This is a genomic window from Cystobacter fuscus DSM 2262, from assembly GCF_000335475.2.
Taxonomy (GTDB): Bacteria; Myxococcota; Myxococcia; order Myxococcales; family Myxococcaceae; genus Cystobacter; species Cystobacter fuscus.
Genome location: NZ_ANAH02000015.1, coordinates 29953 through 44443, shown reverse-complemented (window position 1 = coordinate 44443; position 14491 = coordinate 29953). Strand labels below are relative to the sequence as shown.

13 protein-coding genes are annotated in these 14491 nt (G+C 70.5%); 12 read left to right on the top strand and 1 reads right to left on the bottom strand.

Annotated elements, in window-relative coordinates; translation table 11 throughout:
- Positions 1-38: 38 nt before the first annotated feature.
- From cra to D187_RS25575, 11 genes are all read left to right on the top strand, one after another.
- Positions 39-1025, top strand: a complete 987-nt coding sequence (cra, locus tag D187_RS25620) for a catabolite repressor/activator (RefSeq protein ID WP_211241569.1) — start codon at positions 39-41, stop codon at positions 1023-1025.
- Positions 1026-1073: 48 nt separating this feature from the next.
- Positions 1074-2102, top strand: coding sequence for an LLM class flavin-dependent oxidoreductase (locus D187_RS25615; RefSeq protein WP_002625636.1), 1029 nt, complete (start codon positions 1074-1076; stop codon positions 2100-2102).
- Between the two features lie 11 nt (positions 2103-2113).
- Complete coding sequence (locus tag D187_RS25610) at positions 2114-2746, top strand: methylthioribulose 1-phosphate dehydratase (RefSeq protein WP_002625637.1); 633 nt, start codon at positions 2114-2116, stop codon at positions 2744-2746.
- The gene (locus D187_RS25605; protein WP_002625639.1) at positions 2743-3285 is read left to right on the top strand and encodes a 1,2-dihydroxy-3-keto-5-methylthiopentene dioxygenase; all 543 of its coding nucleotides are present in this window, start codon (positions 2743-2745) and stop codon (positions 3283-3285) included. The genes D187_RS25610 and D187_RS25605 overlap by 4 nt, the downstream gene beginning before the upstream one ends.
- Before the next feature lie 5 nt (positions 3286-3290).
- The gene (mtnC, locus tag D187_RS25600) at positions 3291-3968 is read left to right on the top strand and encodes an acireductone synthase (RefSeq protein WP_002625641.1); all 678 of its coding nucleotides are present in this window, start codon (positions 3291-3293) and stop codon (positions 3966-3968) included.
- Positions 3969-4095: 127 nt separating this feature from the next.
- Positions 4096-4266: an Imm52 family immunity protein gene (locus tag D187_RS59290; RefSeq protein ID WP_002625644.1), complete on the top strand. Its 171-nt coding sequence runs from the start codon at positions 4096-4098 to the stop codon at positions 4264-4266.
- A gap of 108 nt (positions 4267-4374) precedes the next feature.
- Positions 4375-5853, top strand: coding sequence for an ELWxxDGT repeat protein (locus D187_RS25595; protein WP_002625648.1), 1479 nt, complete (start codon positions 4375-4377; stop codon positions 5851-5853).
- Positions 5854-6037: 184 nt separating this feature from the next.
- Positions 6038-8392 (top strand): phosphoenolpyruvate synthase, encoded by a 2355-nt coding sequence (ppsA, locus tag D187_RS25590; RefSeq protein WP_002625649.1) that lies wholly within the window; start codon positions 6038-6040, stop codon positions 8390-8392.
- The gene (locus D187_RS25585) at positions 8373-8699 is read left to right on the top strand and encodes a 2TM domain-containing protein (protein WP_002625650.1); all 327 of its coding nucleotides are present in this window, start codon (positions 8373-8375) and stop codon (positions 8697-8699) included. Before ppsA ends, D187_RS25585 begins: the two co-directional genes overlap by 20 nt.
- A 45-nt stretch (positions 8700-8744) precedes the next feature.
- A complete protein-coding gene (locus D187_RS25580) occupies positions 8745-11030 on the top strand; it encodes a heavy metal translocating P-type ATPase (RefSeq protein WP_002625651.1) in 2286 nt (761 codons plus the stop codon).
- Between the two features lie 72 nt (positions 11031-11102).
- Positions 11103-12446 carry a nicotinate phosphoribosyltransferase gene (locus D187_RS25575; RefSeq protein WP_002625652.1) on the top strand — a complete coding sequence of 448 codons (1344 nt, stop codon included), beginning with the start codon at positions 11103-11105 and terminating at the stop codon, positions 12444-12446.
- Positions 12447-12496: 50 nt separating this feature from the next.
- On the opposite strand, the gene D187_RS52650 is transcribed toward D187_RS25575, so the two are convergent.
- Complete coding sequence (locus D187_RS52650) at positions 12497-12685, bottom strand: hypothetical protein (RefSeq protein WP_002625653.1); 189 nt, start codon at positions 12683-12685, stop codon at positions 12497-12499.
- Positions 12686-13453: 768 nt separating this feature from the next.
- Here D187_RS52650 and D187_RS25570 point away from each other — a divergent pair.
- Positions 13454-14323, top strand: coding sequence for a hypothetical protein (locus D187_RS25570; RefSeq protein ID WP_002625654.1), 870 nt, complete (start codon positions 13454-13456; stop codon positions 14321-14323).
- Positions 14324-14491 lie beyond the last annotated feature (168 nt).

Here is a 14491-nt window from a genome sequence, read left to right as displayed (position 1 = left end):
GCATGTGTCGAGTCGGGGCGTTCATTGCGCGGGAAGTCATGATGACATTGACGGACATCGCTCGCCTGGCGGGGGTCTCGCGGACCACGGCCAGCTACGTGCTCAACGGGCAGGCGGAGGCCCGACGCATCAGCGCCAAGACGGCGGCTCGGGTGATGGCGGTGGTCGAGCACCACAACTTTCGCATCGACGCCCAGGCGGCGGCGCTGCGGCGTGGCGCCAGCCGCACCCTGGGCCTCATCGTTCCGGATCTGGAGAACGTGAGCTATGCGCGGCTGGCCAAGCTGTTCGAGCACGGCGCGCGGCGCGAGGGCTACCAGTTGTTGATCGTCGGCTCGGATGACGAGCCGCACACCGAGCGGGAGCTGGCGCTGATGCTGCGCGCGCGGCGCTGTGATGCGCTGATCGTCGCGAGCGCGCTGCCGCCCGAGGACACGTTCTACGCGGGGCTGATGGAGTCGGGCACGCCGGTCATCGCCGTGGACCGGGCGCTCAACCCGGAGCGCTTCGTGTGCGTCGTCAGCGAGAACACCCTGGCGGCCGAGACGCTGACGCGCTCGGTGCTCCACGAGGGCTCGCGGCGCGTGGCCTGGCTGGACGCGGTGCCCTCGCTGGCGGTCACCGTCGAGCGGCGCGAGGGCTTCCGGCGCGCGGTGCAGGGCCAGGTCGAGCACGTGCACGAGATGTCCGGGGCGCGCTACGACCGGGAGAGCGGTGCCCAGATGATGCGCGAGCTGATCGAGAAGCATGGTCTGCCCGACGCGCTCGTCACGTGCTCGTATACGCTGATGCAGGGCGTGCTCGACGTGCTGCTCCAGTTCCCCGACGGCCTGCCCCGGTCGCTGCGGATGGCGACGTTCGGGGATGACCGCCTGCTGGACTTCCTGCCGTTGCGCATCAACTCGCTGCCGCAGCGGCACGAGCGCATCGCCGAGGTGACCCTGGCGCGCGCCCTGGCCGCGGTGCGTGGCACCTACACGCCTGGCTGCGAGGTGGTGGCCCGGGAGCTCAAGCGACGGGACTGAGGGCTGTTGGGGATGCCATGGAGCGGGTCCGGTTGTATGACAGGGCCCATGGTTCCCTTCTCCGTCCTCGATTTGTCGCCCATCCTCAAGGGCTTCGACGCCGCGCAGTCCTTCCGCAACTCCCTGGACCTGGCCCGCCACGCCGAGCGCTGGGGCTTCCGGCGCTACTGGCTGGCCGAGCACCACGGCATGCCGGGCATCGCCAGCGCGGCGACCTCGGTGGTCATCGGCCACGTGGCCGGAGGCACCTCCACCATCCGCGTCGGGTCGGGAGGCATCATGCTGCCCAACCACTCGCCGTTGGTGATCGCCGAGCAGTTCGGCACGCTGGAGTCGCTCTACCCGGGCCGCATCGACCTGGGGCTCGGGCGGGCGCCGGGGACGGACCAGCGCACGGCCCAGGCCTTGCGCCGCAACCTCGTGGCCAGCTCCGATTCCTTCCCCCAGGACGTGCTCGAGCTGCAGTCCTACTTCCGTCCGGCCACGCCCGGCCAGCGGACGCGGGCCGTGCCGGGCGAGGGGCTCAATGTGCCCCTGTGGCTGTTGGGCTCCAGCCTCTTCAGCGCCCAGCTCGCCGCCGCGCTCGGCCTGCCGTTCGCCTTCGCCTCGCACTTCGCCCCCGAGCTGATGTGGTCGGCCATCGAGATGTACCGCGAGCAGTTCAAGCCCTCCGAGGCCCTGGCACGGCCCTACGTCATGCTCTGCGCCAACGTCTTCGCCGCCGACACGGACGCCGAGGCCACGCGCCTGTTCACCACGCTCCAGCAGCACTTCCTCAACCTGCAGCGCGGCACGCCTGGAATCATGCAGCCGCCCGTGGACGACATGGACGCGCGCTGGACGGAGCTGGAGCGCGCCCGGGTGGAGCACTCGCTGGCCTGTTCGTTCGTCGGCTCGCCCGCCACCGTGCGCCAGGGACTGGAGCGCTTCCTCCAGCGCACGCGCGCGGACGAGTTGATGGTGACGGCGCAGATCCACGACCACGCCGCCCGGCTGCACTCCTTCGAGCTCGCCGCGCAGGTGCGCGACGCACTCGCCGCGAGCGCTCCGGCTGCCCAGCCCCCGGCGCCGGTGTAGAGTTCGCGCCCATGGACGGCATGGAGCAGATGGGTGCTCGAGGCGAGGAGTTGAGCCGCGCGGGCCGGCTCTTCTTCGATCGGGGTTGGGTGCCGGCCACCGCCGGCAACTTCTCGGCGCGGCTGGATGCGCGCCACATGGTCATCACCGCCTCGGGCCGTCACAAGGGCGAGCTCGGCGCCGGGGACTTCCTGGTGGTGGGCCTGGAGGACGAGACCCTGAAGGACGTGCGTCCCCCGGGCGGCAAGCCCTCGGCGGAGACGGCGCTGCACCTGCGGCGCTACCGGAGCGGGCCGGACGTGGGGGCGGTGCTGCACACGCACTCGCTGGCGGCCACGGTGCTCTCGCGCCTGAACCCCGGCGGCGTGGTGCTCGAGGGCTACGAGGTGCTCAAGGCCCTGCCCGGGGTGGACTCGCACACGGCGCGCCTGGAGGTGCCCGTGTTCGGCAATGATCAGGACATTCCCCGGCTGGCCGCCCGCGTGGAGGCCCACTTGAGCGCGCACCCTGGCCTGCCGGGCTACCTCATCGAGGGCCATGGCCTGTACACGTGGGGCCGCTCGGTGGCGGAAGCCCGGCGGCATGTGGAAGCGTTCGAGTTCCTGCTGGCGTGCGAGCTGGAAGTCAGGAGGTTGAGCCGATGAGCGAGCTGAGGGTTTTCGACGAGGCGGACAGTGCGCGGGCGCGGGTGCACACGCGCGACTTCGACACCATCCGGCGCGAGCTGGGCGAAGTGGGCATCCGCTTCGAGCGCTGGGAGGCGAACCGGCCGCTGACGCCCGGAGCGGGCCAGGAGGAGATCCTCGCGGCCTACGAGGGGCCGGTGCGGCGGCTGATGGAGGAGCGTGGCCTGCAATCGGTGGACGTGCTGGGCATGGTGCCGGACCACCCGCAGCGCGAGGCGATGCGCGCCAGGTTCCTCGAGGAGCACACGCACAGCGAGGACGAGGTGCGCTTCTTCGTCGAGGGACAGGGCCTGTTCTGCATCCACAAGGCGGGCCGCGTCTTCTTCGTGCTGTGCGAGAAGGACGACCTCATCAGCGTGCCGGACGGGACGCCGCACTGGTTCGACATGGGCCCCCGGCCGCGCTTCACCGCCATCCGCCTCTTCACCAGCAAGGAAGGATGGGTGGCGCGGATGACGGGCAATGACATCGCCTCGCGCTTTCCCCGTCTGGAATGAGCCGCATGCTCCGGGCCATCGTCACCGACATCGAGGGCACCACCTCGAGCCTGTCCTTCGTCCACGAGGTGCTCTTCCCGTACGCGGCGCGCCACCTGGAGGACTTCGTGCGCGCCCGTGGCCACGAGCCCCAGGTGCGCCGGTTGTTGGACGGGGCCCGGGAGCTGGCCGGGGGCGACCTGGACGATGCACGGCTCGTGGCCGTGCTGCGGCGGTGGATGGAGGAGGACCGGAAGGTGGGGCCGCTCAAGGGGCTCCAGGGCCTCATGTGGGAGGAGGGCTACCGCCGGGGAGACTTCCAGGGCCACGTCTATGAGGACGCCGCCCGGCGGCTGCGCGAGTGGCACGCCCGGGGATTGCGTCTGTATGTCTATTCCTCGGGCTCGGTGCACGCGCAGATGCTGCTCTTCCGCCACACCCGCTTCGGGGACCTGACGCCGCTGTTCCGCGGGTACTTCGACACCGGCATCGGCGGCAAGAAGGAGGCGGCCTCCTACGCGGAGATCGTCCGGGAGCTGGGATTGCCCGCCGAGGACATCCTCTTCCTGTCGGACGTGCGGGCGGAACTGGACGCGGCGGCCGCCTCGGGCCTGCGCACCGCCTGCCTCCTGCGCGGCGAGGGCCCCACCGTGGACCCGGGGCCTCACCCGGTGGCGCACAGCTTCGACGAGCTGTCTGTCTAGTGGAGGGCGTGTCACGGGGCGCGAGCTGAGCCCCCTATAGGCTGGTCTTCTACACGGGTGAGACGCTCGAGGGGCTCGCGCAGCTGCCGGGCGCGGTGCGGCAGCTCTACGAGAACTCGCCGCGACCGTGGGAGGAGTTCCGCCACAAGCCCTGACTTCCGATCGGCTCACCCCGAGCAATCCCGAGCACGTCGCGCTCGCCTGGCGCATACAGAAACGGCTGGAGGAGCGGGGGCTGTTCCGGTTGATGGTCCACCCGTCTGCCATGCGGAAGACGGAGGTGAGCGGGCAATCATGAGGGGCTTCCGCCTGTCCGCTCGTCCCACCCCCAGATGCCTGGATGGACGTTGCGCCCGTCTCCACCTTGGGGCGTGTCGCGCGGCCTCGCGCGATGAGGGGGGGTCATATGACTGCTTGGCGATTGCCGCTCATCTTCTTCTGTTGCCTCGTGGGGGCCTGTGCGCCCTCCGTCGATGAGGAGACCATCGAGGCCACACCCCAGGAACTGGAGCGCAGGGAGTACGACTGCAAGCCGGAGTGCCGTCCCGCCTACCTGGTGAAGGACATCGTCCCCGGGCTGGAGACCTCGGACCCGGTGGACCTGACGGACGTGGATGGGACGCTCTACCTCACCACGCTGCCCTTCCCGAATCCCGGAGGGGTCGTCGAGTTGTGGAAGAGCGACGGCACGCCCGAGGGCACGGTCTTCATCGAAACCCTCTTCCTCGGGAGCTACCTCGGGGAGTCCCAGTATCCCACCGCCGTGAACGGGCTGTTCTTCTTCGTGGCCGCCGAGAGCGGGGAGCACGACATCGAGCTGTGGCGGAGCGATGGCACGCCCGAGGGCACCTTCCAACTGAAGGAGATCAACCCCATGGGCCCGTCCTATCCCGAGTGGCTCACCAACGCGGACGGAACACTCTTCTTCGTCGCCAGCAGTGGGGAGGGGGGCCCGGACCTGTGGAAGAGCGACGGCACGCCCGAGGGCACGGTGCTCGTCAAGGACATCAATCCCGGCGGCTTCGGCGGTGTCAGCATCCTGGGCGCCCTGGGAGGAATGCTCTTGCTCTCCGCCTCCGATGACACCGGGACCCGGCTCTGGAGGAGCGACGGCACTCCCCAGGGCACGGTTCCCCTGGCGGACATCGTCCCGGACCTGTACGTGACCGCCGTCGCGGACGGGAAGTTCTTCTTCGTCGCCGACGATGGCCTCCACGGTGCCGAGCCATGGGTGAGCGATGGCACGTCCGGGGGCACGCGCCTCGTCGAGGACATCCGTCCCGGTCCGGAGGGCTCCTCGCCCTTGTCGTTCGTCTCGGTGGGCCGCGAGGTCTTCTTCACCGCCGATGACGGCGTCCACGGACAGGAGCTGTGGAAGACCTCCGGTTCGAGCGGGAGCACGCGCCTGGTCGAGGACATCCATCCCGGCCCAGCCAACGCGTTCTTCTCCGACTACACCCAGGTGCTGGCCACCGCGAACGGCAAGGTGTTCTTCGTCGCCGACGATGGGCGCCATGGACGGGAGGTGTGGGTGAGCCAGGGTCGGAGCAGGAACACGCGGCTCGTCGAGGACCTCACCCCCGGGACCGCCAGCTCGTTCCCCGGCTACCCCACGGCTCTGGTCGGCGTGGGCAAGGGAGTTCTGTTCTCCATTCCCAACGCCACCTACGGCCAGGAACTGTGGAGGAGCGATGGGACACCGCGGGGGACGTTCTTCTTCCAGGACATCGCGCCCGGTCCCAGTGCGTCCTCCCCCTCCTGGTTCACCGAGTCCGGCGACCGGGCCTTCTTCGTCGCCGATGATGGCGTGCACGGCCGGGAGTTGTGGGCCCTCCCCCTGGAGTCGCTCGGCAACTGCTTCAAGCCGAGGCCCGATCGTCCGTGAGCGGCTTGGGCCCCTGCGGCCGTGCCACTCCTCGGGGTCCGCGCTCGGCGTGGGAGGCCGTCCATTCGAGGGCAAGCCGTTCGTCCGGTGCCTGCCCTCGGACAGGTCGCTCCGCGCCGCGCCCATCCCCACCCTGTGCTGCATGGAACCGACGACGGAGCTGGGGCAGGAGTCTCTCCGGGACATGCGAGGGGAGCACCCGGACGAGCAGCGGCATTCCTGGGTGGTGTGGTTCGATTCACTCTCGCGCGACGACGTGCCGCTCGCGGGAGGCAAGGGCGCCAACCTGGGGGAGATGACCCAGGCGGGGCTGCCCGTCCCCCGGGGCTTCGTGGTGACGTCCGAGTCCTTCCGGGAAGCCCTCCGGCCGGTGCGCCCTCGGCTGGACGAGCTGTGGCGGGACATCGACGTGGACGATCCGGAAGCACTGGCGGAGCGCTCGGCCGAGCTGCGAGAGGTGGTGCTCCACGTGGAGCTGCCCGCCGCGCTGCGCGACACCCTGCTCGCCGCCTACCACCAGTTGGACCAGAAGCAAGCGGTGGCGGTGCGCTCCTCGGCGACGGACGAGGACACGGCCGCCACCTCCTTCGCCGGCATGCACGAGTCCTATACCCACGTGGTGGGGGACGAGGCCGTGCTGGCGCGCGTGCGCGACTGCTGGGCCTCGGCGTTCGGACAGCGGGTGGTGGCCTACCGCAAGAGCCAGGGCCTCACCGCGCTGCCCGCCCTCGCGGTGGTGGTGCAGGAGATGGTGGACTCGGCGCGCTCGGGGGTGATGTTCACCGCGGACCCGTCCACGGGGGATACCCAGCGGCTCATCATCGAGGCCGCCTGGGGCCTGGGCGAGGTGGTGGTGGGCGGGCAGGTGGAGCCGGACACGTACACGGTGGACAAGCAGGGTCCGCGGCTGCGCGAGGTGCGCGTGGGGCACAAGGACTTCCTGCTGGAGCGCGCGCCCGAGGGGGGCGACCGGCGCGTGGAGCTGAGCGAGGAGCGGGCCCGCGGGCGCGTGCTGACGGACGAGGAGGTGCTGACGCTGGCTCGCCTGGGCGCGCGCGTGGAGTCTCACTACGGCTCGCCCCAGGACATCGAGTGGGCCGAGCAGGGCGGGCGGCTGTACCTGGTGCAGTCGCGGCCCATCACCACCCTGGGTCAGGGGACGCCCGAGACGGCGCGGGAAGCCCGGAAGCCCGCGCTCGTGACGGGGTTGGGCGCCTCGCCGGGGCGTGTCACCGGGAAGGTGAGGGTGCTGCGCGGCCCCGCGGAAGGAGCGAGGTTGCTCAAGGGCGAGGTGCTCGTCGCCCCCATGACGTCACCCGACTGGGTGGCCACCATGCGCCGCGCCGTGGCCATCATCACCGACAGCGGCGGCATGACGAGCCACGCGGCCATCGTCAGCCGCGAGCTGCGCCTGCCCTGCGTGGTGGGCACGCGCACCGCCACGCGCGTGCTGCGCGACGGCGAGGAGGTGACGGTGGATGGGCGCTCGGGCGAGGTGCTCGAGGGCCGGGTGGAGGAGGTGGCCCCGCCCCAGGTGGACTCGGCGCGGCCCGTCGAGGCGCCCCGTGTCGTCGCCGCGGGTGAGCCCGAGCCCCTGGCGACGAAGCTGTACGTGAACCTGGCCCTGCCGGGACAGGCGCGCGAGGCGGCCGCGCTGCCCGTGGACGGCGTGGGGCTCTTGCGCGCGGAGTTCCTCCTCACCGATGCGTTGGGCGGAGTCCACCCGCGCAAGCTGATCGCCGAGGGGCGCCAGCGCGAGTTCGTGGAGCGCATGGTGGGCCCGCTCCGGGAGATCGCCCGGGCGTTCCATCCGCGGCCCGTGGTGTACCGGACGACGGACTTCCGCACCAACGAGTTCCGGGGACTGGAGGGCGGCGCGGAGTTCGAGCCCGGCGAGGCCAACCCGATGATTGGCTTCCGCGGCTGCTACCGCTACCTGCGCGAGCCGGAGGTGTTCCGGCTGGAATTGGAGGCGCTCGCGCGGGTGAGGGAGGAGTCCCCCAACCTGCACGTGATGATTCCCTTCGTGCGCACGCTCTGGGAGCTGGAGGCCTGTCTGGAGTTGATGGACACCAGTCCCCTGGGGCGGCAGCGCGGGCTGGAGCGCTGGGTGATGGCGGAGGTGCCCTCGGTGGTGTACCGCATCCCCGAGTACGCGCGGCTGGGAGTGACGGGCGTCTCGATTGGCTCCAATGATCTGACCCAGCTCATGCTCGGGGTGGACCGGGACTCGGAGATGTGCGCGGAGCTGTTCGACGAGTCGGACGCGGCGGTGTTGGATGCCATTGTCCGCATCATCCACGCCAGCCGGGAAGCGGGGGTGACGTGCTCGCTGTGCGGCCAGGCCCCCTCGAACCGGCCCGAGTTCGCCGAGCACCTGGTGCGGGCGGGAATCACCTCCATCTCGGTGGACCCCGGTGCGGTGGGGGCGGCGCGGCGGGTGGTGGCCGCCGCCGAGCGCCGGCTGCTGTTGGAGACCGCCCGGACGCGGGATTTCATCGAAGGAGGAGGCGTCTCCCATGCCAGACATCAGCAATGACAACCAGGCCTACGATCGCGCGCGCAAGCGTGTCGAGGATCTCCGCGGCTTCTACATGCACGTCCTGTCATACCTCTCGGTGAACCTCGGCCTGTTCATCCTCGACATGATGACCCCCGGTGGACCCTGGTTCTTCTGGCCGCTCGTCGGCTGGGGAATCCTCGTGTTGCTACACGGCGCCACGGTCCTCATGAACGGGTCCTTGTTCGATGAGCGGTGGGAGGAGCGCAAGATCCGCCAGTTCATGGAGAGGGACAGGGAGCGCCTGCGCGGTCCTCCTCGGCCGCCCCGTCCCCTGATTCCCTGAGCCCCCGCGGGCTGGCATCCAACCGCGAGGCATGACGTCCGTGACATGAAGATCTCCTGGAACATGAGCGCGGGCCCCCTGGCCGTGTCGGCGGGCGGGCTGCTCGTGGGCGGTATCGCCTGGCTGCTCGGAGACTCCCGGGTGGCGGAGATCGCCTGGGCGGTGGGCACCGCGCCCGTGCTGCTCGTCGTGGCGGGCTCCATCGTCACCGCCCTGCGCCAGGGACATACGGGCGTGGACATCATCGCCCTGCTGTCCATGGTGGGCTCCCTGGTGCTCGGCCAGTTCCTCGCGGGCATCATCATCGCCCTCATGTTCTCCACGGGCCGGGCCCTGGAGGACCATGCCCGGGCCCGTGCGCGGCGCGAGCTGTCGGCGCTGCTCGGCCGGGCCCCCAAGGTGGCCACCCGCTACGAGGACGGTGGGCTCGCGCAGGTGCCGGTGGCGTCACTGCGGCCCGGGGATCGCCTGCTCATCAAGGGGGGCGAGGTGGTTCCAGTGGATGGGCTCGTGGTGTCCGCCGAGTCGGTGCTGGACGAGTCGGCCCTCACGGGTGAGTCGCTTCCCGTGTCCCACAAGACGGGCGAGCGCGTGCGCAGCGGCCCCGTCAACGCCGGCCCGCCCTTCGAGCTGCGCGCGCTCACCACCGCGGCCGAGAGCACCTACGCGGGGGTGGTGCGGCTGGTGCAATCCGCCCAGGCGTCCAAGGCCCCCTTCGTGCGCATGGCGGACCGCTACGCGCTGCTCTTCGTCCCCTTCACCCTCGCCCTGGCCGCCCTGGCCTGGGTGTTGTCTGGCGAGCCGGTGCGCGCGCTCGCCGTGCTGGTGGTGGCCACGCCCTGCCCCCTCCTGCTCGCCGTGCCGGTGGCCATCGTCTCCGGCATCTCCCGGGCCGCCCGCCGCGGCGTGCTCATCAAGGACGGGACCGCCCTGGAGACGCTCGCCCGTGCCCATGTCCTGCTGTTCGACAAGACCGGCACCCTCACCACCGGACAGGCCCGGCTCACGGCCATCGAGACCACGGGCGACACGGATCCCGCGGAGCTGCTGCGCTTGAGCGCGTCCCTCGAGCAGGTGTCTCAGCACGTCATGGCCAGCACCATCGTCTCCGCCGCGCGCGAGCGGGGCCTGTCCCTGTCGCTGCCCGCCGACTCCTCGGAGTCTCCGGGCGCCGGGATGAGCGGCGTGGTGGAGGGCCACCGCCTGAAGCTCGGCCTGCATGACTGGGTGGTGGGCTCGACTCCTCCCTCCCCCTGGGTCCGCACGGTGCTGCGGCGCATGGGGTACGAGGGGTGCTCGGGCGTCTTCGTCTCCATCGACGGACGGCTGGCCGGAGCGCTGCTGCTCGCGGATGAGATCCGCCCCGAGGCCCCACGGGCCCTGCGCCTGTTGCGCAAGGCCGGGGTGGAGCGGTTCGTCATGGTGAGCGGGGACCGGGCGGACGTGGCCGAGAGCATCGCCGCGGCACTGGGCGTGGACGGGGTGCTCTCCGAGCGCAGTCCCCAGGACAAGGTGCGCGCCGTGCTCACCGAGCGCTCCTCGGGCGTCACCCTCATGGTGGGTGATGGCATCAACGACGCGCCCGCGCTGGCGGCCGCCGACGTGGGCGTGGCCATGGGGGCGCGCGGCTCCGGAGCCTCCTCCGAGGCCGCGGACGTGGTGGTGCTGGTGGACCGGTTGGATCGGCTCGTGGAGGCACTGCTCGTGGCCCGGCGCACCCGCGCCATCGCGTTGCAGAGCATGCTGCTGGGCATGGGCCTGTCGCTGGTGGCCATGGGCTTCGCGGCCGTCGGCATGCTGGGCCCGGTGGCGGGGGCGCTCCTGCAGGAGGGCATCGACGTGGCGTCCATCCTCAACGCCCTGCGGGCCTTGGGGGGCGGCGGTCCGCACCCGGTGCACCACGCGCTCCCGGCCGAGACGGTGCGCCAGCTGCGGGCCGAGCACCAGGAGCTGCGCCCCGTGCTCGAGCGCATCCAGGCCCTGGCGGATCGGCTGGATGCGCTCGAGCCGCGGCGGCAGCGCTCCGAGCTGCTGGCGCTCGAGGGGCTGCTGTGCAGCCGGTTGCTGCCCCACGAGCACCGGGATGACACCGAGCTCTATCCCGCCCTGGCCCCGCTGCTGGGGGGAGAGGATCCGCTGGGCAGCATGAGCCGCACCCACCGGGAGATCGCCCACCTCGGACGGCTCTACCAACGGCGGGTGTCGGACCTGTCCGAGGAGGGGCCGGATCCCGCCGAGCGGCGCGAGTTGCGCCGGCTCCTCTATGGGCTGGGCGCCATCCTCCAGCTCCACTTCGCCCAGGAGGAGGAGCTGTTCCAGACCGTCTCCTGAGCGCTCCGGCATGGCTACCTTCAGGGGCGAGGCCCCGGACGTGGCCCTGTCGCGAGGGCCAGGAGGAAGATCATGGCGTCGGCGCTCCTCATGGATCTCTATGAGCTGACCATGGTGGATGCCTACCTCTCCGAGGGGCTCCACGACGAGGCGGCCTTCAGCCTCTTCGTCCGCCGGCTGCCCGCGCGCCGCAACTACCTGCTCGCCTGCGGGCTGGAGCAGGCCCTCACGTACCTGGAGACCCTGCGCTTCTCTGCGGAGGAGCTCGCCTGGCTGGAGTCACTGGGGCGCTTCTCCCGGCGGCTGCTGGACTGGCTGGAGCACTTCCACTTCTCCGGCGACGTGCACGCGGTGCCCGAGGGGACACCCCTGTTCGCGGCGGAGCCGCTGCTGGAGGTCATCGCCCCGCTGCCCGAGGCGCAGCTCGTGGAGACGGCCCTCATCAACCAGGTGCACCTGCAGACGCTGGCGGCGTCCAAGGCGGTGCGGGTGGTGGAGGCGGCGGGGGGGCGGCCGGTGGTGGACTTCGGGGTGCGGCGCATGCACGGGGAGGACGCGGGCCTCGAGGTGGCGCGTGCCGCCCATGTCGCCGGGGTGAGCGCCACGTCCAACCTGCTGGCCGGCCAGCGCTACGGCATTCCGGTGGCGGGCACCATGGCGCACAGCTACGTCCAGGCGCACGACGACGAGCTGGCCGCCTTCCGCGCCTACGTCCGCCGCTTCCCGGAGACGACGCTCCTGGTGGACACGTACGACACGCTGGAGGGCGTGCGGAAGGTGGTTCGGCTGGCGCGGGAGCTCGGCCCGGACTTCCAGGTGCGCGCGGTGCGGCTGGACTCGGGAGACCTGGTGGCGCTGTCACACGAGGCGCGCCGTCTGCTGGACACGGCGGGGCTGGTGCACGTTCAAATCTTCGCGAGCGGCGGGCTGGACGAGGACGAGGTGGCACGGCTGCTCGCGCACCACGCGCCCATCGACGCCTTCGGCGTGGGCACGGCGATGGGCGTCTCCGCGGACGCGCCCGCGCTGGACATGGCCTACAAGCTGGTGGAGTACGCGGGCCGCGGGCGGCTCAAGTTGTCCACGGGCAAGGTGCTGCTGCCCGGGCGCAAGCAGGTGTTGCGCGAGGAGGAGGGCGGCGTGGCCCGGCGGGACGTACTCGCCCGCCATGGCGAGGTGTTGCCGGGCCGGCCGCTGCTGCGGCGGGTGATGCACGCGGGCCGACGGCTGGCGGAGGCCTCGCCGCCGCTCGAGGCCATCCGGGCGCACGCACGGGCGGAGTTGGGGCGCCTGCCCTCGGCGGTGCGGCGGTTGGAGCCCGCGCGGCCTCCCTATCCCGTGGACGTGAGCGCCGAGCTGAGCGCGGCGCGGCGGCAGGTGGTCGCGGAGCTCCATGAGGCATCACACGCTCCCTGACGTGGCACTTCCTCGACGGAGAGTCGGGGAAGTGCTTCCAGGTGCGCTCATCACGGCTCGGGTGCTGGGGTCTGCTGGTCGGGTGACTGCTGCTCCCCCGCCATGCAGTTCTCCATCCTCCGCGCCATCTGCTGGACCTGCTCCACCTGGTTGGGGTCCTTCGCCGTGAGCCGCACGACGGCACCGTCGGACGTCTGCTCGACCGAGACGTTGGCGATTTCACTCATCACACAGTTCATGGGTCCCCGTTCCATCCCCGCTCCTCCCTGACCTCCACCCTGGCCGGGCCACTGACCTCCATCCTGGCCGGGCCACTGACCTCCACCCTGGCCGGGCCACTGACCTCCACCCTGGCCGGGCCACTGACCTCCACCCTGACCGGGCCCCTGACCTCCACCCTGACCGGGCCCCTGACCTCCACCCGGGGGACAGGGACAAGTCCCGGAGGGGGGCTGGGGAGGAGTGTCCTGCTGGGCAAGGGCGGATGACCCCAGGAAGAGGGTCGTGGCGAGCAGTGCTCCATACCGAGCCTTCATGATGATGCCTCCATACGCGGTGAGCGAGTCATCTCACTCGCGTGAACGGTAGGGCGCGATGACCTGCGCGGCTCGCCGTTCCTCCTGGCCAGGAAGAAGGAACGCGGGGCTCCGCCTGTTCGCGTGTCGTCGTTTCCGCGGCCGAGGCAAGAGAGGAGGCGGGTTCGGGAATGGCTGGCAATCGCTGACCAGCAAGCTGGCCCGCGGGGGGCGTCGAATCATCGACAAGACATGACCTCATGAGGAGGCAATAGGATGGAACTCACCGCCCGCTCGCTCCGCTGCCCTCGAGACTCGCCGTTTCCTACCCTCGGAGCCCGGGAGGAAATCGGCAAGTACACAGGCTGTCGTGGCGATCGCGTTCGCTACGATGCTTTCATACCGTCGCCTGGTGCTCCGCGCTCGTGATGTCTGGGTTCATGAATACCTTTCCGCGCGAACAACCAGACAACCCCTGGCGGAAAGGTCTGAATGCTCATCCCCAATCAGCAGGTACGTGATGCTTCGGCGGCGACGTTCGCGGTCCTCACCGAGCGGGAGCTCGCCGAAATCCGGTGCAAGGAAGGCGCACGCGTCATCCAGCACGGCGGTCATTACTGGGAGCAGACGGGAGCACCCGGGTTCTTCCAGCCCGTGCACCTGCTGGCACGTCTGACACCCGAGGAGGCAACCAGGCCCACGCCCTGGAGCTGGGGCTACCGCGCGACCTTGACGCCGAAGGCCTCGGACGCCGCGAATGGCACCGTCCCCATCGTGCGCATCCCGGACCTGGCGAATTACGACCTCAACAGCCTCTCCTCGAACCGGAGGAGCAAGCTCAGGAAATGCCAGCGACTCGTCAGGATCGTCCAATTGACCGGCCCCGCGCTCCTGGAGGAGCAGGGCCATGAGCTGGTCATCGATGCGCTCTCGCGAACCCAGCACAAGAAGCCGCCCTCTCGTGAGAGATACCTCGAACAGGTGAAGAAATACTTTCGGGGCAACCATTGGTGCGTCCTCGCGGGCATCATCGATGGCAAGCTGGGCGGGTACCTGGACGGTTATGTGGTGGATGGCGTCGCGTATGGATTCAGCGCGTACTACGCCACCTGGGCGCTGCCGACCAATCTCTCCACCGGGCTGGTCTTCGAGTTCGCGCAGCTCTGCCGCAGGCTCCAGTGCGTGCATACGTTCATGGGCGGCCTTCATTCGCGCGAGGCCCCCCAACTGAGCCAGTTCAAGGATGACATGGGATTCGTCGTGGACCCCGTCCCCATCAAGTGGGACATGGCCCCGCTCGCGCGGACGTTCATCCGCAGGCACCGTCCCCATGCGTATTACCGGCTGACGGGCGTGCAATGAAGTCCTCCCACGCCCGCCCCGCCCGGGTGGCCGAGGCGGATGTCTGGTGAGGAATGAGCCAGGCGGTGAGCGTTCGTCGGAGGACGCGCCGGACGGGCCTCCGCTCCCGGCTTCAGGGCGGGTGCCTAGCTTGCCGTATGCCAGACGTCGTTCCCCCCTTCTCGTCTG

Bases quoted from the DNA above. Each gene is read 5' to 3' on its own strand.
- D187_RS25595 (WP_002625648.1), top strand. From the start codon at position 4,375: ATGACTGCTTGGCGATTGCCGCTCATCTTCTTCTGTTGCCTCGTGGGG.
- D187_RS25570 (WP_002625654.1), top strand. From the start codon at position 13,454: ATGCTCATCCCCAATCAGCAGGTACGTGATGCTTCGGCGGCGACGTTC.
- cra (WP_211241569.1), top strand. From the start codon at position 39: ATGATGACATTGACGGACATCGCTCGCCTGGCGGGGGTCTCGCGGACC.
- D187_RS25610 (WP_002625637.1), top strand. From the start codon at position 2,114: ATGGACGGCATGGAGCAGATGGGTGCTCGAGGCGAGGAGTTGAGCCGC.
- mtnC (WP_002625641.1), top strand. From the start codon at position 3,291: ATGCTCCGGGCCATCGTCACCGACATCGAGGGCACCACCTCGAGCCTG.
- D187_RS25575 (WP_002625652.1), top strand. From the start codon at position 11,103: ATGGCGTCGGCGCTCCTCATGGATCTCTATGAGCTGACCATGGTGGAT.
- D187_RS25615 (WP_002625636.1), top strand. From the start codon at position 1,074: ATGGTTCCCTTCTCCGTCCTCGATTTGTCGCCCATCCTCAAGGGCTTC.
- ppsA (WP_002625649.1), top strand. From the start codon at position 6,038: ATGCGAGGGGAGCACCCGGACGAGCAGCGGCATTCCTGGGTGGTGTGG.
- D187_RS25585 (WP_002625650.1), top strand. From the start codon at position 8,373: ATGCCAGACATCAGCAATGACAACCAGGCCTACGATCGCGCGCGCAAG.
- D187_RS25605 (WP_002625639.1), top strand. From the start codon at position 2,743: ATGAGCGAGCTGAGGGTTTTCGACGAGGCGGACAGTGCGCGGGCGCGG.
- D187_RS52650 (WP_002625653.1), bottom strand. From the start codon at position 12,685: ATGAACTGTGTGATGAGTGAAATCGCCAACGTCTCGGTCGAGCAGACG.
- D187_RS25580 (WP_002625651.1), top strand. From the start codon at position 8,745: ATGAAGATCTCCTGGAACATGAGCGCGGGCCCCCTGGCCGTGTCGGCG.